This is a genomic window from Flavobacterium sp. CLA17 (genome assembly GCF_013112255.2).
In the GTDB taxonomy this organism is placed as follows: domain Bacteria; phylum Bacteroidota; class Bacteroidia; order Flavobacteriales; family Flavobacteriaceae; genus Flavobacterium; species Flavobacterium circumlabens.
In genome coordinates this window covers 710,077-729,465 of the sequence record NZ_CP068294.1, presented here as the reverse complement: position 1 = coordinate 729,465, position 19,389 = coordinate 710,077, and the positions used below count along the sequence as shown (strand labels likewise).

19 protein-coding genes are annotated in these 19,389 nt (G+C 34.1%); 9 read left to right on the top strand and 10 right to left on the bottom strand.

Features of this window, described 5'->3' with window-relative positions:
* Positions 1 to 180: 180 nt before the first annotated feature.
* A complete protein-coding gene (locus HAV12_RS03040; RefSeq protein WP_026983516.1) occupies positions 181 to 864 on the bottom strand; it encodes a response regulator transcription factor in 684 nt (227 codons plus the stop codon).
* 230 nt (positions 865 to 1,094) lie between these two features.
* On the opposite strand from HAV12_RS03040, the gene HAV12_RS03035 reads away from it, so the two are divergent.
* The 4 genes from HAV12_RS03035 to HAV12_RS03020 all read left to right on the top strand — a co-directional run bounded on the left by HAV12_RS03035 (position 1,095) and on the right by HAV12_RS03020 (position 6,851).
* Positions 1,095 to 3,878 (top strand): TonB-dependent receptor, encoded by a 2,784-nt coding sequence (locus HAV12_RS03035; protein WP_171568410.1) that lies wholly within the window; start codon positions 1,095 to 1,097, stop codon positions 3,876 to 3,878.
* A 210-nt stretch (positions 3,879 to 4,088) separates the two neighbouring features.
* Positions 4,089 to 5,228, top strand: coding sequence for a hypothetical protein (locus tag HAV12_RS03030; RefSeq protein ID WP_171568409.1), 1,140 nt, complete (start codon positions 4,089 to 4,091; stop codon positions 5,226 to 5,228).
* A 126-nt stretch (positions 5,229 to 5,354) separates the two neighbouring features.
* Positions 5,355 to 5,693, top strand: a complete 339-nt coding sequence (locus HAV12_RS03025) for a T9SS type A sorting domain-containing protein (protein ID WP_171568408.1) — start codon at positions 5,355 to 5,357, stop codon at positions 5,691 to 5,693.
* A 177-nt stretch (positions 5,694 to 5,870) separates the two neighbouring features.
* Positions 5,871 to 6,851 (top strand): acyl transferase, encoded by a 981-nt coding sequence (locus HAV12_RS03020; RefSeq protein ID WP_171571622.1) that lies wholly within the window; start codon positions 5,871 to 5,873, stop codon positions 6,849 to 6,851.
* A gap of 61 nt (positions 6,852 to 6,912) precedes the next feature.
* Here HAV12_RS03020 and HAV12_RS03015 read toward each other — a convergent pair whose 3' ends face one another.
* On the bottom strand, positions 6,913 to 7,260 hold the full coding sequence (locus HAV12_RS03015) for a hypothetical protein (RefSeq protein WP_171568407.1): 348 nt from the start codon (positions 7,258 to 7,260) through the stop codon (positions 6,913 to 6,915).
* A gap of 168 nt (positions 7,261 to 7,428) precedes the next feature.
* Positions 7,429 to 8,724 carry a tyrosine--tRNA ligase gene (gene tyrS, locus HAV12_RS03010; RefSeq protein WP_171568406.1) on the bottom strand — a complete coding sequence of 432 codons (1,296 nt, stop codon included), beginning with the start codon at positions 8,722 to 8,724 and terminating at the stop codon, positions 7,429 to 7,431.
* Positions 8,725 to 8,994: 270 nt separating this feature from the next.
* Between tyrS and HAV12_RS03005 the strand changes: the two genes are divergently transcribed.
* Positions 8,995 to 10,242 carry a tRNA modification GTPase gene (locus HAV12_RS03005; protein WP_171568405.1) on the top strand — a complete coding sequence of 416 codons (1,248 nt, stop codon included), beginning with the start codon at positions 8,995 to 8,997 and terminating at the stop codon, positions 10,240 to 10,242.
* Between the two features lie 142 nt (positions 10,243 to 10,384).
* Positions 10,385 to 11,386, top strand: a complete 1,002-nt coding sequence (locus HAV12_RS03000) for an NAD-dependent epimerase/dehydratase family protein (protein ID WP_171568404.1) — start codon at positions 10,385 to 10,387, stop codon at positions 11,384 to 11,386.
* Between the two features lie 4 nt (positions 11,387 to 11,390).
* On the opposite strand, the gene HAV12_RS02995 is transcribed toward HAV12_RS03000, so the two are convergent.
* Genes HAV12_RS02995 through HAV12_RS02985 form a run of 3 tightly spaced genes read right to left on the bottom strand, consistent with a single transcriptional unit; the run spans position 11,391 to position 13,971 of the window.
* Positions 11,391 to 11,879: a DUF4296 domain-containing protein gene (locus tag HAV12_RS02995; protein ID WP_171568403.1), complete on the bottom strand. Its 489-nt coding sequence runs from the start codon at positions 11,877 to 11,879 to the stop codon at positions 11,391 to 11,393.
* Between the two features lie 12 nt (positions 11,880 to 11,891).
* Positions 11,892 to 13,232, bottom strand: a complete 1,341-nt coding sequence (locus tag HAV12_RS02990) for a dihydroorotase (protein WP_171568402.1) — start codon at positions 13,230 to 13,232, stop codon at positions 11,892 to 11,894.
* Positions 13,233 to 13,245: 13 nt separating this feature from the next.
* Entirely contained in the window at positions 13,246 to 13,971 is a 726-nt protein-coding gene (locus tag HAV12_RS02985) for a polyprenol monophosphomannose synthase (protein ID WP_171568401.1), read from the bottom strand.
* A 105-nt stretch (positions 13,972 to 14,076) separates the two neighbouring features.
* Between HAV12_RS02985 and HAV12_RS02980 the strand changes: the two genes are divergently transcribed.
* The 3 genes from HAV12_RS02980 (at position 14,077) to HAV12_RS02970 (ending at position 16,214) form a co-directional block, all read left to right on the top strand.
* On the top strand, positions 14,077 to 14,745 hold the full coding sequence (locus HAV12_RS02980; RefSeq protein WP_132037354.1) for a DUF4271 domain-containing protein: 669 nt from the start codon (positions 14,077 to 14,079) through the stop codon (positions 14,743 to 14,745).
* Positions 14,746 to 14,760: 15 nt separating this feature from the next.
* Complete coding sequence (locus HAV12_RS02975) at positions 14,761 to 15,510, top strand: uroporphyrinogen-III synthase (protein ID WP_132037353.1); 750 nt, start codon at positions 14,761 to 14,763, stop codon at positions 15,508 to 15,510.
* Between the two features lie 233 nt (positions 15,511 to 15,743).
* The gene (locus HAV12_RS02970) at positions 15,744 to 16,214 is read left to right on the top strand and encodes an Lrp/AsnC family transcriptional regulator (protein WP_007811264.1); all 471 of its coding nucleotides are present in this window, start codon (positions 15,744 to 15,746) and stop codon (positions 16,212 to 16,214) included.
* A gap of 158 nt (positions 16,215 to 16,372) precedes the next feature.
* Here the strand turns inward: HAV12_RS02970 and HAV12_RS02965 are convergent, their stop codons facing one another.
* From HAV12_RS02965 to HAV12_RS02950, 4 genes are all read right to left on the bottom strand, one after another.
* The gene (locus HAV12_RS02965) at positions 16,373 to 17,059 is read right to left on the bottom strand and encodes a zinc metallopeptidase (protein WP_171568400.1); all 687 of its coding nucleotides are present in this window, start codon (positions 17,057 to 17,059) and stop codon (positions 16,373 to 16,375) included.
* A gap of 163 nt (positions 17,060 to 17,222) precedes the next feature.
* A complete protein-coding gene (locus HAV12_RS02960) occupies positions 17,223 to 17,813 on the bottom strand; it encodes a hypothetical protein (protein WP_171568399.1) in 591 nt (196 codons plus the stop codon).
* Positions 17,803 to 18,273: an RNA polymerase sigma factor gene (locus HAV12_RS02955; RefSeq protein ID WP_171568398.1), complete on the bottom strand. Its 471-nt coding sequence runs from the start codon at positions 18,271 to 18,273 to the stop codon at positions 17,803 to 17,805. The genes HAV12_RS02960 and HAV12_RS02955 overlap by 11 nt, the downstream gene beginning before the upstream one ends.
* The gene (locus HAV12_RS02950; protein ID WP_171568397.1) at positions 18,273 to 19,124 is read right to left on the bottom strand and encodes an alpha/beta fold hydrolase; all 852 of its coding nucleotides are present in this window, start codon (positions 19,122 to 19,124) and stop codon (positions 18,273 to 18,275) included. Before HAV12_RS02950 ends, HAV12_RS02955 begins: the two co-directional genes overlap by 1 nt.
* Positions 19,125 to 19,389: the final 265 nt, after the last annotated feature.

Sequence of the window (19,389 nt, the reverse complement as noted above, 5' to 3'; positions counted from 1 at the left end):
CAAAAACCATATAAGAAATTGAAGTTCAAATAAATGTAATGAACTTCAATTTCTTATATGGTTTAAATTTATGGAATGTTTTTAAAATAATTTGAATTCGTTTAAATCTTAACTAAAATTCCAAATTACACCAGAAGCCTTAGCGGCTTAGTATCTCAGCACCTTAGTTTCTTAAAAAATTTAAACTTCAAATTTATAACCAACACCTTTTATGGTTTTAAAAAGATCTTCTCCGATCTTTTCTCGTAACTTTCTGATATGCACATCGATTGTTCTTCCTCCAACAACAACTTCATTACCCCAGACTTTATCAAGAATTTCATCTCTTTTAAAAACTTTACCTGGTTTTGATGCTAATAAATAAAACAATTCGAATTCTTTTCTTGGTAAAGCGATCTCTACATTACCTTTGATAATCTTATATTCTTCACGGTTAATCTCAATTCCGCCAACATTTAAGGTATCACTAACAACTTCTTGTTCTTTTAACCTTCTTAACAAAGCCTTTACTTTGCTTACCAATAATTTTGGTTTTATAGGTTTGGTGATGTAATCATCTGCACCTGCATCAAAACCAGCCACTTGAGAATAATCTTCGCTTCTTGCCGTTAAAAATGTTATGATTACATTATTTAATTCTGGTATTTTTCTAATGTGTTCGCAAGCTTCCATTCCGTCCATTTCAGCCATCATCACATCCATAATAATTAAATCCGGTAATTCTTTCTGAGCTTTTGCGATAGCGTCTTTTCCATTTGAGGCAGTTACAATCTGGTAGCCTTCCTGAGCAAGGTTATAGCCAACGATTTCAAGGATATCCGGTTCATCATCAACTAATAAGATCTTGGTTTGTGTTTTTTTCATAAAGTAGCAAAAATTGAGTTTTCTCATCAAATTTTATTTTTGAAAATCTGATGGTTTTTAATTGCGATGGTAAATATAATAATAAATCAACAGCCAAAAATCCCTGTTAACGGTAATTTAATCTGGTAACAATTTGATAATCTACAGCACACAAAAACATAACAAGTGCGTAACATGAACTTTACAGGGCGGTTCTTTCTTTGCAAAAAAATAAATTAAACACAACTCAAATGAAATTCAATCTTAAATTTCTATTAATCACATTATTTATCTGCACGATTTCGGTCGCTCAGAACAAAGGTACGATTTCTGGGGTATTAACCGACAAGGAATCTAATAATCAAGCATTACCATTTGCAAATGTTTTAATTAAGGGAACAAACATTAGCGCAAACACTGACATTGACGGAAAATATTCATTAAATGTAAATCCGGGAAACTACATCATAATTTTTAGTTTTGTTGGTTACGAATCTGTAGAAAAACCAGTTACTGTTAAAGCAAATGAAACTATTACTGTAGACCAGGTGCTTTCTTCAGGTGGCTATACATTGAAAGATGTTGTTGTAAAATCTACAGCAGGAAATAAACAAAAAGAATCAGCATTATTATTAGACCAAAAAAACGCAGTTGCTTTTAAAGCTGCCATAGGTGCCGAAGAAATATCCAGAAAAGGAATTAATGATGTTGCAAATGCAGTATCTAAAATTAGTGGAGTATCAAAACAAGATGACTCCGGAAATGTTTTCGTAAGAGGATTAGGAGATCGTTATAATGTCACAACTTTAAACGGACTTCCATTACCATCAAATAATCCTGCAAATAAAAACATCCTTCTAGATATTTTTACAACTAATATTGTTGACAATATTGGAGTGAGCAAAACATTTGAGGCTCAAAATTATGCCGATTTTGGAGGTGCAAATATTGACATTACCGCAAAAAAATTCAGCGGCAAGCCTTTTGTTAGTTTTTCAATTGGTACAGGGGCTAATACAAATGTTTTGGGTGAGGATCATTTTTATCTACAAGACGGACCTTCTTATACTGGATTTAAAACAGTAAACGTTCCTGACTCGCCATTAAAGCCGTACAATTACTCTACCAGCTGGGACAGACAAGAAAACAAGAATGTATTAAATGCTTTCTACACATTATCTGCAGGAAAAAGATTTACCATAAACGATGAAAGTTCAATAGGTACTTTTGTTACAGGATCTTTTAGCGCAAGAAACCGATTTACTGAAGGCTACAGCAGAGGAGGATCTATTACTGCTAATGGGAATATAAACAGCAATTTGTATAGAAAAGCATATAAACATGGCACCACTACAACTGTAATGGCTACTGCTGACTACAAAATTAACAACAAAAATTCTATAATGTTTACTTCATTATTCTTGAACTCAAGTGATCAGGATTATAGTGAATACGAAGGAACTAATCAGGATTTTGATGGCGGTGGTGATACTGAGCTTCAGCAAACAAGCGGATTTATCAAACGTGGAACATTCGAAAGAACACAATTAATTGTAAATCAATTAACAGGTAAAAACAAATTTAACGACCAATGGAATTTAAATTGGGCTGCGGGCTACAGTACTTCAAACAGTGCAATTCCGGATCGTATGCAAAATACTTTTGTTCATGCTCCTAACGGGATAGACTATACTTTCTTCATCAACTCAAACATCAATAATCACAGGTTTTTTCAGGATCTGAAAGAAAATGAGTTTGCTGCAAATGTTGCTCTTTCTTATAATTTCAACAAAAAAAATGAAGATGACGGATACAAAGGAAAAGCTACTTTTGGTTATTCTGGTAAAATGAAAAAACTGGATTATACAATGGAGCAATATTCATTTTTCCCAAACAGAACAACAATATCTTTTCCTGTAGAAGACATTCAAAATACTGACAACTATCTAAATGCTGCAAACTTTGGATCGTCTTCATCTAACAGAATACGTCAATTATACAATGGTAATTTAGATACGCATGGTGCATTCGCTACTATTCAATACTCCCTTACTGAAAGATTAAGTATAATTTTAGGAGCAAGGTTAGAGCAATTGACTCAAGATGTTTTCTACATTACAACCACACTTCCTGACGGAGGCGACTCTGACTATTCTAAGTTTAATATTTTACCAAGTTTAATCTCGAAATATACGTTAAACGACAAACAAAACTTAAAATTCTCTGCCAGCAAAACGTATACACTTCCTCAGTTTAAAGAAAAAGTACCTATCATTTATGAGGATGTTACGCAAGCATACAGAGGAAATCCAGACTTATATCCTTCGACAAACTACAATGCCGATTTAGGATGGGAGTATTTTCCAAAATCTGGAGAATTGATTTCTGTAACTGCATTTGGTAAAATTATTCAAAATCCTATCAACGAAATGTTCGAAAACTCTTCTTCAAATGATATTACTTACGCTAATACAGGCGAAAAAGCAACTGTAGCAGGAGTTGAATTAGAACTTAGAAAAGATATTTTTACAATCGAAAATGCTAATAGCCTAAAAACAAAACTTTCGTTTGATGTAAATGGATCTTATCTTTATAGTAATCAGGATTTAAGTAACGAAAAAGTAAACAGGGAAAATAAATTTGGAGCTAATTTCACTTTTACAGAAAGTAAATTGTCAGGAGCTTCTACTTTTCTTGCTAACGCCAACCTATCATTTTTAAAAGAGTTTACAGAATACAATGATATAACAGCGACAGTATCTTATTCTTATTTTTCTGATAAATTGGCCGTAATAGGAACCTCTCTCATAGGTAACCAGGTTGATAAAGCAGTAAATAAATTAGATTTTATTTTAAATACAAGCTTAACTAAAAATTTAAAATTAGGACTTATATACAATAACATTTTAAACCCAACCTTTGAGCGCGTCCAAGAGCAAGGAGAGGTACCAGGAAAAAGTGCGGTTGGTGATGTAACTGTAACTTCATATAAAGCCGGCTCTGACTTAAGACTTACTTTAAACTATACATTCTAAACAACAATATTTTAATATAAGAAAAAGAAGAAGGTGATTAGGTAATACTAATCACCTTCTTTATTTACTGCAAGTCTTATGTAAATTTTACATTAAGAAAAAATCACTTAATCTGAAATACTTAATACATTATTAATATCGACTTAACTCAGTAGGAACATACATGACCTTACTTTGCAATAAATAAAATAAAACATAAAACACAACAAAATGAAAAAAACATTTTTTGCAATGGCTGCAATATTAGGACTTACTGTATCTAGCTGTAGTTCTGATGATAACAACAACAACGTTGACGATAACAAAAGTACTTTTGTGGTAAAAGTTGATGATTTAAAAGGAGACATTACTAATGGAACTGTAACTTTAGACCCAACTAAAACTTACACCTTAACAGGTGGTTTAGTTGTTAAAGGTGGAGCAACTCTAGTTATTCCAGCCGGAACAACTATTAAAGCTTCTGCAACAGCAGATGCTACTTCTCTATTCATTGCTGTAGAAAGAAATGCTAAAATTAATATTAACGGTACAGCTGCAAAACCAGTAGTTATGACATCTGCAAAGGCAGTTCCAACTGAAGGAAGCTGGGGTGGATTAATTATCGCTGGTAATGGTAAAGTTAACACTGGTGATAATGGTACATCTGAAGTAGGTGCTTTAAGCTACGGTGGTAATGACAATGCTGATTCTTCTGGAAACATTAACTTCTTAAGAATTTCTTATACTGGTTCTAAATTCTCTGCTACTAAAGAATACAATGGAGTTTCTTTCTTTGGAGTAGGTTCAGGAACAGTAGTATCTGATATCTATACTTTTGAAAGTGGTGATGATGGTATTGAATTTTTTGGTGGAGCAGTAAACGCTTCTAATCTAATAATTGAAAATTCTTATGATGATTCATTAGATTTTGCTGACGGATGGCAAGGTACTGCAACTAATGTATACATCAAAGGAGTATCAAAAGCTGCAATTGAAGGATCTAACAACGAAAAAAACCCAGGCGAAGCTACTCCTGTAACAACTGCTAAATTAGTTAACTTCTCAATTGTTAAAGGTGGAGCTACTTTCTTAGCTGACGAAAAAACAATCAACTTTAAAGACGGTGGTGGAAAACAAGCATATACAAATTTTTATGTTGCTGATGATATGCCAACTGCACTTATTAAAATATCTTCTACTGATACTGCTGCTGCTAAAAACATCACAGATGGTTTCTTTACTATTACAAACTACTCTTTTGGAGCTCAAATTACAAATGTAGATGGTCCTAAATTATCAGGAACAGTAGGAACTGCAACTGGTGCTGGTTCTGGTGCTGCATTACCTACTTGGGCTAACTGGACTAAGTAATTAAAGGAGTTGATTTATAATCACCTCACACATAAAATGTTAAAAACATCCTAAAATTTTAGGATGTTTTTTTTTGGTGTAATTTTTGCATTTTTTTTTGTACATTTACTTATCTAAAAAAATGCGATGGTGAAAAACTACTTTTATATTATAATCTTACTGGCTTTTTTCTTTACCGTAAGTGCCTCAGCACAAGACGGCAAACAAACGTCAAGACCTCAGGATGGAAATACTATAGAGGGACTTAGCCTTTATCCTAATCCGGTTTTAAATGGTAAAGTATATATATCATCTAAGAACGATTTAGAGAAAGAAATTATTGTGTTTGATCTCTTAGGAAAAAAAGTGATTCAGATCCATCTGACTTCAAAAGAATTAAATGTCGCTGATTTAGCTCCCGGCGTTTACATCATAAAAATTAGCGAAGATAATGCTACCGCAACCCGAAAGCTTATTATTCGATAAAACATCAAAAAGCTCCAAGTAACATTGGGGCTTTTTTTTATGTTTTCAGTTTTCAGTCGCAGTTTTCAGTGAAATGCGAATCAGCACTGAAAACTCTAACCGCTAAAGCAGCACTGAAAACTGCGACTGAAAACTGCAAACTTTTTACAATTATAGTTATCTTTGCTCAAAAAAGTTTTGATTACAGCCAACGATATATTTACCATTTCAGGTCAGAAACAATTTGAAAAAACAGCACTAAAAGTGTTTCGTTTTCAGCATGAAAACAATAAGGTATATCGTGATTTTTGTGATTTCTTAAAAGTAAATCCACAACAGGTAAAATCAATACAGCAAATTCCTTTTCTGCCTATTCAGTTTTTTAAAAGCCATAATGTGGTTTCCAATACAGATCCTGCCCATGTTACTTTTACCAGCAGCGGAACTACAGGCATGATAACCAGTAAACATTTAGTAACGGATGTTTCTTTATATGAAGAAAGCTACCGAAAAGGATTCTCTGAATTTTACGGCAATATTGAAGATTACGTTGTTTTAGCCCTTTTGCCGTCTTATCTCGAACGAGAAGGCTCTTCATTAATATACATGGTCGAAGACCTGATAAAACTATCCAATCAGCCTCAAAGCGGGTTTTATTTACACAACCACGAAGAACTTATCCAAAAACTTACTGAATTAGATCAGGAAGGCCAGAATACAATTCTGATTGGCGTTACTTATGCCTTATTGGACTTAATCGAAAAACATCAGTTTCAACTTCAGTATACCATTATTATGGAAACCGGAGGAATGAAAGGCAAACGTAAAGAAATGATTCGGGAAGAACTTCACGAACAGCTTTGCAAAGGATTCGGGGTTCAGGCCATTCACTCCGAATACGGAATGACAGAGCTTTTAGGACAGGCGTATTCTTTAGGAGAAGGTGTTTTTGAATGTCCTTCCTGGATGACTATCCTGGTCCGTGATCCTGAAGATGCCCTCACTTACGTAAAAGATGGAAAAACCGGCGGAATCAACGTTATTGATTTAGCCAATATCAATTCGTGTTCTTTTATCGCTACACAGGACTTAGGTAAAAAAAATCCCAACAATTCTTTCGAAGTACTGGGACGTTTTGATAATTCAGATATTCGTGGGTGCAACTTGATGGTTTTGTAAAAGTTTAATCGTTGATTTGTTTCATTGGTTAACCTAAAAACTTCCAAAAAAAGAATTGTTTTTAATTTTCATCAACTGCAATACCAATACTTTCTATTTCATCTTGATTAAAAAGCTCTTTTTCTTTTTTATTCTTCTTTTCCAGATATTTATAAATACCATAGCATCCAAATCCTCCCACTATTGCACAAATAAAATCCAAACTTGAATTATAATTACTATCATCATCTAATGACTCGATTCCATAAACAATTGCAAGCCCGAAAACATAAAGTAGTGCCGCCAAAAAATTAGCACCAAAATACGAACCTAATCCAATAAAAAAATATTTCCATTTGTTTTTATTGTATTCAATAGCCAGATTGCTGAATGCCTTCCAAATCCAATAAAGAAATAATATTCCAATCATTTGTTTTAGTTTTAGGGGATAAACTTAGTAAATAAAAAACTTACTCAGTTCTAATCAAAAAAAAATCCCAACGCTCTTTCGAAGCATTGGGACGTTTTGATAATTCTGATATTCGCGGCTGTAACCTAAATGGTCGTGTCAATTTTTAATCGTCCTTTAAAATTCCAATTAAACCACTCTAATCACAAAATAATTTTTCTTTCCGCTTTGCAATAACACAAACTGATTGTTGATCAAATCATTTGCCGTCAGCACAAAATCTTCTTTGATTTTCTCTCTGTTTACCGAAATTGAATTGGCCGTCAACGCACGTCTTGCTTCCCCGTTTGATTTAAAGAAACCCGTTTTTTCGTTTAAAACCGTGATGATATCCAATCCGTTTTCTAAATCTGCTTTTGCAATTTCAGCTTGTGGAACTCCGTCAAAAACTTCTAAGAAAGTTGCTTCATCCAATTGTTTCAAATCGTCTGCCGTTGAGTTTCCAAACAGGATATTTGATGCCTGAATCGCTTTTTCCAATTCTTCTTTACTGTGAACGAAAATTGTAATCTCTTCCGCCAATTTCCTTTGTAAAACTCTCAAATGAGGAGCGGCTTTATGCTCTTCAATCAAAGTGTCGATTTCTTCCTTTTCTAAGAAAGTAAAAATCTTTATATATTTTTCAGCATCAACATCTGTAGCATTTACCCAAAACTGGTAAAATTTATAAACTGAAGTTTTATCAGCATCCAGCCAAACGTTTCCTCCTTCAGATTTCCCGAATTTAGAGCCGTCTGCTTTTGTAATCAAAGGCGTGGTCAACGCAAAAGCTTTTGAGTTTTCCCCTCCCATTCTGCGGACTAATTCTGTACCGGTGGTGATGTTTCCCCATTGATCAGAACCTCCCATTTGCAAAATACAATTGTTGTTTTTATATAAATGATAAAAATCGTATCCCTGAATTAACTGATAAGTAAATTCCGTAAAGGACATTCCTTCTCCTTCTCCGCTCAGTCTCTTTTTTACCGAATCTTTCGCCATCATGTAATTCACGGTAATACGTTTTCCAACTTCGCGCGCAAAATCAATAAACGAAAATTCTTTCATCCAATCGTAGTTATTCACCATTACCGGAGCATTTTTATCAGTCGAATTAAAGTCCAGAAAACGAGACAAAACACTTTTTATTCCGGCTACATTTTCAGCGAGGGTTTCTTCGTTTAATAAATTTCTTTCATCTGATTTACCAGACGGATCACCAATCATTCCGGTTGCACCTCCAACCAAAGCGATCGGCTGGTGACCAAAGTTTTTTAAATGAACGAGTAAAATAATCTGAACCATGCTTCCAATATGAAGTGAATCTGCCGTTGGATCAAAACCAATATACGCTGTTGTTACTTCTTTCAGTAATTGTTCTTCCGTTCCAGGCATACTGTCGTGATATAACCCGCGCCATTTTAATTCTTCAACTAGATTTTTCATTTTTTTAAATAATTTGTGCAAATATAATTAATTCCACAGTAGTGGTATCATATAAATTTATATGCCTCGAAGATTTTGTGTTTCAGCTATATTTCAGGAATGAACGGGAAATCCATAAATAAATTTACTAAATCTGGCACTTAAAATTCAACATACAGACCTTTAAAACAGTACAATAAAAATTTATTCCAAAATGCAAAAAATATTTTAAAGAAGCAATAGGTTATTGTGTTTCGTTAATTACTTTTGGCGAAAAAACAAACGCTTTTTATGAAAAAAATTTTACTTCTTACTTTATTCTTTTATTACACTATTTCCAACGCACAAATATCATTTGAAAAAGGATATTTTATTTCAAATGACGGAAAAAGAACAGAATGCTACATCAAAAATTTAGACTGGAAAGATAATCCGACAAATTTTAAACACAAGACAGAACTTACAGACTCAGAACCTGCAACAGAAAGCATTGCAACAATACAAGAATTCGGAATTGACAATGAAAGTACGTATAAAAGATTTAAGATAAAAATAGACCGTTCAAGCAATGATTTGAAAAAAATAACGATGAATCGAAATCCGGACTGGAGAGAAGAAACCATCTTCTTAAAAGTACTCGTATCAGGTGATGCCACTTTGTACAGCTATACAGAAGGCAATACGAACAGATATTTTTATTCAACAAAAACAGTTCCGACAGAACAACTAATTTATGTCAAATTTATTCAGGCAGATAAAAACGAAGGAGCAGAAAGAATAAGTGAAAACAACGAATACAAACAACAGCTCTTCACAAATGTTAAATCTTCAGGCACCACCGAAAAAGACATTCTTAAGCTTAAATACAAAAAAGACGATCTAACTGATTATTTTTCTAAGTACAACAACATCACTCCTGTTTCAGGTGAAGAAAATAATACAAAAAGAGCAAAAAGCCAGTTTTTTATCAAAATAACACCAGGGGTAAGCATCGTTTCCACTTCAATGAAGAATACTGCTGCGTCTCAATTTACTGTTGATCTCGATAAAAAAATAATCTTCAAAATTGGTGCAGAAGTAGAATACATACTTCCTTACAACAAAAACAAATGGAGTGTTTTCATCAATCCTTCTTATCAAAAATATGAGGATGAAAAAGATTACAGTGTTTACAGTGGTTTTATATCAAATCCACAAAGTCCTTATCACGTAAAAATAAATCATACTTCCGTACAACTACCAATAGGAATAAGACATTATATGTTTTTAAACCAAAACTCAAAAATATTCATTAATGCTGCCTATTCATTAGACGTAAGCAGTAAGACTGATTTAGTTTACACCAATAAGACCGACAACAGTACCGTGAAATTTGATAGTAATCCGGGGAAAAACCTGGCGTTTGGATTAGGTTATAATTTCAAAAATAAGTTCTCAGCTGAGATGAGATTGAATACAAAAAAAGAATTGGTCAACTATGTCTATCATTCTGCAAAATACAGTTCAATAGATTTTATTTTTGGCTATACTATCTTTTAGTAAAAGATCAACCAGTTTAACTTTAAGCAACGTAAGTAAATTAACCATTTATTTTCGTTGCTTTCTTTTTATATGGCGGGTAAATCTGCAATGATAAAAATTCCATTACCAATTGATTTATCAAAAATACTATCTTTACAAAATGGTATTAGTTACAGGAGGAACAGGTTTGGTCGGCTCGCATTTATTACTTCATTTAATTGAAAATGGAGAAACTGTCAGGGCGATTTACAGAAAACTAAACAACATTCAGAAAACCAGATTTGTTTTCGAATTGCATAAAAAGGAAGATTTATTTGAAAAAATCGAATGGCTGGAAGCGGATATCCTTGATGTTCCGTCTTTAGAAATTGCTTTTTCCGGAATTGACTATGTTTATCATTGTGCTGCCTTTATTTCTCTTGATCCAAAGGACGAAGATAAATTAAGAAAAACCAACATTGAAGGAACAGCTAATCTGGTTAACTTTTCTATCGCAAAGCAAGTAAAAAAATTCTGTTTTGTGAGTTCGATTGCTGCTTTAGGAGATTTGACTCCCCACGAAACCATTATAACAGAAGAAACCGAATGGAATCCTGAAAAACCACACAGTGATTATGCCATTTCTAAATATGGTGCGGAAATGGAAGTCTGGAGAGGACTGCAGGAAGGCTTAAATGTCATTATAATAAATCCGGGAGTAATTTTAGGCCCTATTCCAAAAACGAAAACCTGCGAACAGGGCAGTGCTGAATTTTACGTAAAAGTAGCTAATGGGCTTCCCTTCTACACATTGGGAAGTACCGGATTCATCAGCGTAAATGACGTCGTAAAAATTGCTTTTGAATTAATGAAAAGTGATATAAAAAATGAACGTTTTACACTGATTGCAGAAAATATAGTATTCCGCGATATCCTCAATACAATCGCCGATACCCTGAAAGTAAAAAGACCAGGCATTCATGCCAGGCCTTTTTTATTGAATTTTGCCTGGATAGCCGATGGAATATTTTCGACTTTGTTCTTTCAGAAAAGAAGAATTACCAAAGCCACTGCAAAAGCTTCTTATTCTAAAAGTTTGTATTCTAACCAAAAAATAAAAACCGCTCTGGGAACGGTTTTTTTAGATGTACATCAGTATGTAAGAGACGTTTCAAAATTATAAGCTATTACTTTTGAATTGCCTTTTTCATTTGCATTGTCCTTCTGATCGAATCAACATTGACCTTCACCAATTTTGTTCTATCTGCTTTAGGAGCTTGCCCTGAGATTTTTTCCTTTTCTTTTTTAGCTTTGGCTGCTTTTTTCTCATCGATTTTAGATAATGAATCTGCCGCTCTTTGGTTTTTCTCCAATCGTTTGGCAATTTCATCAAACATATCTTTATAACCTTCGTAATCAGCAGCATAATAAATATTGCTTTGTGCAAACTGCAGACTGTCGACTTTGTATTTCTGCAAAATAAATCTCTTTTGACTTGTATCACTTGAATCTAATGATAACGGATTTTGATATTTAATAGCATCCAGAAGAGACAAATCATACATGATATCAATCATCTTTCCTTTCTCAATAAGTCGTTTGGGCTGTTTTACCAACTCTTTTTTACAACTTACAGAAAGAAACAAAACCAATACTATACATACAAAATTCTTCATCTGTGCTTTTTTTTATCTATCGAACAATAATCTCTTTCCGTTACGAATATCTTTTACCTTAAAGTTGTTGTAAACCAATTCTCCATTTACAAAAGTATGCGTGATTCTGGATCTGAAAGCAAAACCTTCAAATGGAGACCACCCGCATTTTGATAAAATATTATCCGGATTAACACTCCAAGGTAGACTTGGATTTACGATAACCAAATCAGCAAAATAACCTTCTTTTATAAAACCTCTCTTTTCGATTTTGAAAATCTTAGCCGGATTATGGCACATTTTCTCCACGATTTTTTCAATTGAAATTTTGCCCTGATGATGCGCTTCAAACATGGCTACAACAGCATGCTGAACCAATGGCCCGCCAGAAGGAGCATTTAGGTAAGATTGTTTCTTTTCTTCTTTGGTATGCGGCGCGTGATCTGTAGCAATTACATCAATACGGCCATCATTCAAAGCATCCCAAAGCGCTTTTCTGTCGCTTGCTGTTTTTACGGCCGGGTTCCATTTTATGAAATTTCCTTTCGTTTTGTAATCTTCATCGGTAAACCAAAGGTGATGCACACAAACCTCAGCGGTAATCTTTTTATCTTCTAATGGAATTTTATTCGTAAACAACTCCATTTCTTTCGCAGTAGAAAGATGAAAAATATGCAGACGGGCACCTGTTTTTTTAGCCAGTGCCACTGCTTTGGAAGATGAAATATAGCACGCTTCCGTACTTCTGATTAAATGATGTGCCGTTACAGGAACATCATCACCATATTGCTCTTTAAACAAAGCAAGATTATTACGGATAGTCGTTTCGTCTTCGCAATGCACCGCAATTAACATAGGTGTACTTGAAAATATTTTTTCTAAAGTCGCTTCGTTATCCACCAGCATATTTCCGGTTGAAGAACCTAAAAAGATTTTGATTCCGGCAACATTCCTGGGATTCGTTTTTAAAACTTCTTCTAAATTATCATTGGTTGCCCCCATCATAAACGAATAATTCGCAAATGATTTTACGGCTGCAATTTGGTATTTATCTTCTAAAATTTCCTGGGTAACAGCATTAGGCACCGTATTAGGCTGCTCAATAAAAGAAGTGATTCCCCCGGCAACAGCTGCTCTGGATTCTGATTCAATATCTCCTTTATGCATTAATCCCGGCTCTCTGAAATGCACCTGATCATCAATAGCACCCGGGATCAAGTAATTCCCTTCGGCATCAATAACCTTACAATCGGATGTTTTTAAGCTGATACTATCTGAAATTTCAACAATTAAGTCATTTTCAATCAATACATCGCCTTCAAAAATTGATCCTTCGTTTACAATTTTAGCGTTCTTTATTAAAATTCTATTCATGACGGTAGCTTTTTTATAAGGTATTGAATAATTTTTTCAATCGAAGTGATATTACGCCCAGAATCGCTTCTTTAATAATAGCATTACTCATTTTCGAAACTCCTTTTGTACGGTCAGTAAAAATAATCGGAACCTCGGAGATTTCAAATTTACCGCAATACGTTCTGTATTTCATTTCGATTTGAAAAGCATAGCCAACAAATTTAATTTTATTGAGGTTGATCTTCTCCAGGACTTCTCTTTTATAACAGACGAAACCTGCGGTGGCATCATGAATTTTCATTCCGGTAATGAATTTTACGTAAACCGAAGCAAAATAAGACATCAGAACGCGGCTTAATGGCCAATTTACAACATTTACGCCGGTTACATAACGCGATCCGATTGCTAAATCGGCACCTCCGAAGTGACAGGCATCGAACAATTTTTCAAGATCATTTGGATTATGGGAAAAATCGGCATCCATCTCAAAAATGAAATCGTATTTTCGTTCTAAAGCCCATTTAAAACCATGAACATAAGCTGTTCCCAAACCGGATTTTTTAGCTCTTATTTCTAAAAACAATCTTTCCGGAAATTCCTCCTGTAATGCAATTACTTTATTAGCAGTGTGATCCGGAGAATTATCATCAATTATTAAAAGATGAAAAGGTTTATGTTGAGAAAGTACGGCTCTAACTATACTTTCTATGTTTTCTATTTCGTTATAAGTGGGAATTATGACAATACAATCATTCATTTTGCTGGGTAATTTCACCGCAAAAGTAAACTTTTTATGGCATTTGATTCATAATAAATTTATAATAAAAGTATTGATATAAAAAATTACTAATTTTGCAGCGTTATGATTGAACAACTTCATCCCCGTATTTTCGAAAACAAAGATTGGGCGACACTTTTATTTGTGTTGGCCTTTGGCCTTGTTGCCGTTACTAAATCAGCATACGAAGCTAGATTTAGCGAATTTAGCAAGCTTATTTTTTCAGATAAATACGCTAAAATCTATCGTGACACCAGTAATCTGAAAGGCAGTTTCATTGTAGGTTTGTTTTTTGTACAAATTATTTCGTTTTCCTTTTTCATTCAGCTTACGATGCATATTTTTGGATATGCCTCAAAAACAGACTGGATTTTGTTTATTCAGATTGCCACATTTTTACTTTATTTTATTCTAGCAAAATATTTAATCGAAAAAATCGTTGCAACTTCATTCAACATTGAGGAATTTATAGACCTTCTTAACTTACAAAAAGCAACATACAGAACCTATATTGGCGTTTTAATCCTTCCTTTTAATGCTGTTTTGTTTTATTATGACAATATTCCGAAAAGTGTACCGCTAGCAATCATCGGTGTTTCACTATGTATAAGTCTATTCTCATACTTTATTTCGATTAAAACGTATCAAAATGTAATAATCAGTAAGTTATTTTATTTTATTTTATATCTTTGCGCTCTTGAAATAGCCCCTTATTATTTCATGTATTATTGGATTACAAAAGAGGCGGCTTAGTAAAAGTTTTATAATATGAAAGTGAAAACAATTTTGGTGTCACAGCCTGAACCTAAAGTGGAAAATTCTCCTTACTTTGAGCTCCAACAAAAACACAAAATAAAAATTGATTTCAGACCATTTATTCATGTGGAGGGGGTTAACGCAAAAGAGATTCGATTACAAAAAATCGATATTAATCATTACACTGCGATTATTTTGACAAGCAGAAATGCAGTAGATCATTTTTTCAGAGTGGCGGATGAAATGCGCTATAAAGTACCTGAAGGATTGAAATATTTTTGCCAATCTGAAGCAGTTGCCTTTTACCTGCAGAAATATGTAGTGTACAGAAAGCGTAAAATTTATGTAGGTGCAAAAGATTTTGCAGATTTATCTCCATTAATTAAAAAATACAAAGACGAAAAGTTCTTGCTTCCGGCTTCTGATCAGTTAAATGCAGATGCTCCTATTACTTTAAATAATTTAAAAGTAGACTGGACTCAGGCCATTTTTTACAAAACCGTAATGAGTGACTTATCAGATTTGGCAGATGTTTATTATGATGTCTTAGCCTTTTTTAGTCCAACCGGAATAAAGTCTTTGTTTAAAAATTTCCCGGATTTCAAACAAAACGAAACCCGAATTGCTGTTTTTGGAAGCACCACTCAAAAAGAAGCTTTAGATTATGGATTAAGAATTGATATTCTTGCTCCAACTCCTGAAACTCCTTCCATGACCATGGCTTTGGAAAAATACATCAGTGAAGCCAATAAAGGAAAATAATCCTTTTAGAAAATAACAATATTTTAAATTCCAAATTCCAACTTTAACTGTTGGGATTTGGAATTTTTGATTTAAAGCAATTCCTCTGTTTACAGTTCTCCATCTTTGCCAAAGTTTAAAACTTTGACAAAGATTTAAAAGAGGCAACTTCCTATTCAATTAAAAGTTTTATCCTTAAATTTGATTTCTATTCTAAACCAAATTACCAGAATTAGTTTCAAATATCAACTCTTATGAAAATCAACTCTCTTCTGATCGAAATTGACGGTATCGATAAGGAAATCCTTCGTTATTTAATGGATGATGCCCGAAAACCTATTTTACAAATTGCCAATAAAATAGGCATTTCAGGAGCCGCGATTCATCAGCGTCTGAAGAAACTTGAACAATCAGGTGTTATTTCAGGTTCTAAATTTACGGTTAATCCAAAAGTTTTAGGATACAACACCATGGCTTTCATTGGTGTTTACCTGGACAAAGCTTCCCGAAACTCTGAAGCCGTAAAAGACCTGAAAAAAATCCCCGAGGTTTTAGAATGTCATTACACCACAGGAAACTGGTCTGTTCTGATAAAAATTATCTGTCGCGACAACGAACACTTAATGCAGCTTTTAAACACCAAAATTCAGGCTATAGAAGGTGTTTCACGAACAGAAACTTTCATCTCGCTGGATCAGCAGATTGACAGGCAGATTCAGCTTTAAAATTTGATAATGGGATAATGGGATAATTTGATAATTTAAACAACAAACCCGACAGGTTTTAAAACCTGTCGGGTTTGTTAATTTAGAGTATTCGGAAACTGTCGCACTTCCTGTAAAATTATCTAATTGACTAATTTTCTCATTATCTAATTAAAAAATTAGTTCCTCCTGCTTCCTGAATAAATCGAAATATAATATAACAACGTGGCAATCGATCCGATGGCAGCCACCACATACGTCCTTGCTGCCCACTTTAGAGCATCTTTCGCCCCTGCCTGTTCTTCCTGTGTCAGCATATGTTTGTTTTCCAGCCAGGCGAGCGCACGATTACTCGCATCATACTCTACCGGCAAAGTAATAATCGAAAATAAAGTCGTTGCCGCAAAAATAACAATCCCGATAAGCAGCAATTGCGGAAAAGTACGGATCATCAGAATTCCTGCTAATAAAATCCACTGCATGTAGCTGGAGGCTACATTTACAATTGGCACTAATTTAGAACGCATTGTCAGCCATTCATACCCTATTGAATGCTGTACGGCATGACCACATTCGTGTGCGGCGACCGCAGCTGCAGCAGCATTACGATGATTATAAACTGCCTCACTTAAATTTACGGTTTTATCTGCCGGATTATAGTGATCTGTTAATTGTCCCGGAGTCGAAATAACACGCACATCCGTAATTCCGTTATCAGCGAGCATTTTTTCTGCAATTTCGGCACCACTCATTCCGTTTCTTAATTGCAATTTAGAATATAATTCGAATTTACTTTTTAGTTTTGAACTTACCATCCAGCTGAACAACATGATTGCTCCGGCAAGAATTAAATATCCACTTCCCATATCTTTAGTTTTTTTTGATTGAATTTAAAGTTACAAAACAAACAGCAATTTCCGAACCACTTTAACAAAATGCCAAAATGACATTTCGAATCTTAAAAACCTCAACTTAAAAGATTGTTATTCAAAACAAAAGCTTTGTAAATAACACAAAGCTTTCCTTTTTTCATGACTCTAATTGTCCATTAACTTCTTCAAACTTCTCAATAAGACTATTTACTTTTTTTCTCTGTTTTTGAATTTGTTTTGGACGAAGATAAAACCAACTAAAGCCTATCCACAACAAAGTGACTCCATAAGTAATAAGGGCATAGAAAACCGTCATCCTTGAAGCGTACTCATACATATACAGACAAATTCCGACCATAAGCAAGATAAAATACCAGCTCAAAACCGTAGATTGCATGAATTGCTGTTTTTTTCTAATAAAAATCAGTTCCTGTAGGTATTCATGATTAGCCTGTGTAGCATCACTATTTTTATAGGTATTCAACAATCTATTGTAGAGGCCCATATAAATCGCCATAGCCAAAATCACCAAAATAATTCCGATTTTAGTTGACATAAACTGAGGCTGATAATAATACCAGACAAAAATCATAAAAGCAGTTGTTGCAGTAAACAAAATATTAGCTTTCCATAAAGATTGTAGACTTGCTTTTTTAAACTGTTTTACTCTTTCCAGTAAATCCTCAATATTGGGCTGACCCGTGATTTGTTTCTTCCATAAATCCTTAAAGTCAATATTATTGTCCATTTTCTTTAAATTTTTGAGTCAGTTTTTCTTTTATTCGATGAATTTTAACTCTGATATTTGCTTCCGAAAGTCCCACAATTTTGGCAATTTCGGCTTGTTTGATTTCTTCCAGTTCCAGTGAAATAATAATACGTTCCATCTCCGGAAGTTCAGCAATACATTGATACAAAAACTGAATTTGTGGTTCTAATGAATAATGTTGTTCTTCTGCAATATGCGACGGAAGTTCGGATTTTGGAAAACGTTTTTCTTTTTCAATCTGTTTTAAACAATTGTTGGAAGCAATTCTGAAGATCCAGGTTCCAATACTCGATTCGTTCCTGAAAGTATCCAGTTTTTGCCACACGATAATAAAAGTTTCCTGAGCCAGGTCCTGTGCAAGATCACGATCATTGACAAAACCCATACAAAGTCTGAATATCCGCTCCCAATAGGTTTTGTAGATATTTTCAAACTCCATTATTTAACCTTTATAAAGTTGTTCAGATGTTTAAAATAAAAATCTTTATCATCATACATAATAAAATGCAACCCTTTAGTCGCGTATTGAAGATTGGCGGGTTTTAATTTTTTATACTGCTCTTCGATGGCAGGTTTAAGGTTTACAAAATAAGATTCCAGCAAAACTAAGGTCGGACATTTTACGGTTGCGATCTTATCCCTTAAATCGGTATTGGAGAAATCGCAGTACATTTCACCAAACGTTTTTCGGTCTGATTTGGTGCTCCAGCCCAGTAATAATTCATGATTCGTAGTATCTGCTGTCAGCTTGGGAAGATATTTTTTTTGATTGTCATAAAACTCCTGATCGGTCAGGCTCATCATTGCAGCAACCATTGGCGTACAATCATTATTTTCTTTTGCTTTGAAAGAAGAATCCATCAGGGCAGCCAGACACGGAACCGCATCTACCACAACAATTCGATCTGCTAAATCCGGATAATCTGCAGCAATTGCCAGGGCCAGTCCGCCACCCATACTATGTCCGATAATAATTGGCTTTACGATTTTATGATCCTGAATATAGCTCACAATCGCCTCTTCCCAATTTTTAAACGAAGCATTGGCTTGCGGAGGTACTCCGGCAAAACCAGCCATTGTTAAAGTATAACACGTAAAACTTTTTTCGAAATTGGCTTTTGTATCATTCCAAACCTCCCCTGAAGAGGCAAAACCCGGAATAAATAAAATAGATTGTTTTCCTTTTCCCGATTTAACAACCTCAAACGGATATGATTTTGTTTGCGCAACAACATTTAAACCTACGGCTGAAAATAATAATGCGAAAACTAAGAAGATATGCTTTTTCATTTTTGATAATTTTAGATGGTTACTGAATCAAATTTGCCTTTTGGATACCGGAAGAATCAAAATGTTACAAACCTCAACTCTTTTTTTTCAATTAAGTGCGTAAATATATAGTGCGCCTTTCAAATACATTGAATTCAGGCATACAATTAAACATAGATTTAACAAATAGCCAATAAGTTCGGACAATCGAAGTGTGAGAATTTTAAACAAAAAAAAATCCCAAACCCCAACAAAAGTTGGAATTTGGAATTTTTAAATATTGGAT

Bases quoted from the DNA above. Each gene is read 5' to 3' on its own strand.
- HAV12_RS02970 (WP_007811264.1), top strand. From the start codon at position 15,744: ATGAAAATCAACTCTCTTCTGATCGAAATTGACGGTATCGATAAGGAA.
- HAV12_RS02985 (WP_171568401.1), bottom strand. From the start codon at position 13,971: ATGAATGATTGTATTGTCATAATTCCCACTTATAACGAAATAGAAAAC.
- HAV12_RS03015 (WP_171568407.1), bottom strand. From the start codon at position 7,260: ATGATTGGAATATTATTTCTTTATTGGATTTGGAAGGCATTCAGCAAT.
- HAV12_RS03025 (WP_171568408.1), top strand. From the start codon at position 5,355: ATGGTGAAAAACTACTTTTATATTATAATCTTACTGGCTTTTTTCTTT.
- HAV12_RS02990 (WP_171568402.1), bottom strand. From the start codon at position 13,232: ATGAATAGAATTTTAATAAAGAACGCTAAAATTGTAAACGAAGGATCA.
- HAV12_RS02995 (WP_171568403.1), bottom strand. From the start codon at position 11,879: ATGAAGAATTTTGTATGTATAGTATTGGTTTTGTTTCTTTCTGTAAGT.
- HAV12_RS03035 (WP_171568410.1), top strand. From the start codon at position 1,095: ATGAAATTCAATCTTAAATTTCTATTAATCACATTATTTATCTGCACG.
- HAV12_RS02960 (WP_171568399.1), bottom strand. From the start codon at position 17,813: ATGGACAATAATATTGACTTTAAGGATTTATGGAAGAAACAAATCACG.
- HAV12_RS02955 (WP_171568398.1), bottom strand. From the start codon at position 18,273: ATGGAGTTTGAAAATATCTACAAAACCTATTGGGAGCGGATATTCAGA.
- HAV12_RS02965 (WP_171568400.1), bottom strand. From the start codon at position 17,059: ATGGGAAGTGGATATTTAATTCTTGCCGGAGCAATCATGTTGTTCAGC.
- HAV12_RS03030 (WP_171568409.1), top strand. From the start codon at position 4,089: ATGAAAAAAACATTTTTTGCAATGGCTGCAATATTAGGACTTACTGTA.
- HAV12_RS03005 (WP_171568405.1), top strand. From the start codon at position 8,995: ATGAAAAAAATTTTACTTCTTACTTTATTCTTTTATTACACTATTTCC.
- HAV12_RS03000 (WP_171568404.1), top strand. From the start codon at position 10,385: ATGGTATTAGTTACAGGAGGAACAGGTTTGGTCGGCTCGCATTTATTA.
- HAV12_RS02950 (WP_171568397.1), bottom strand. From the start codon at position 19,124: ATGAAAAAGCATATCTTCTTAGTTTTCGCATTATTATTTTCAGCCGTA.
- HAV12_RS02980 (WP_132037354.1), top strand. From the start codon at position 14,077: ATGATTGAACAACTTCATCCCCGTATTTTCGAAAACAAAGATTGGGCG.
- HAV12_RS03040 (WP_026983516.1), bottom strand. From the start codon at position 864: ATGAAAAAAACACAAACCAAGATCTTATTAGTTGATGATGAACCGGAT.
- HAV12_RS02975 (WP_132037353.1), top strand. From the start codon at position 14,761: ATGAAAGTGAAAACAATTTTGGTGTCACAGCCTGAACCTAAAGTGGAA.
- tyrS (WP_171568406.1), bottom strand. From the start codon at position 8,724: ATGAAAAATCTAGTTGAAGAATTAAAATGGCGCGGGTTATATCACGAC.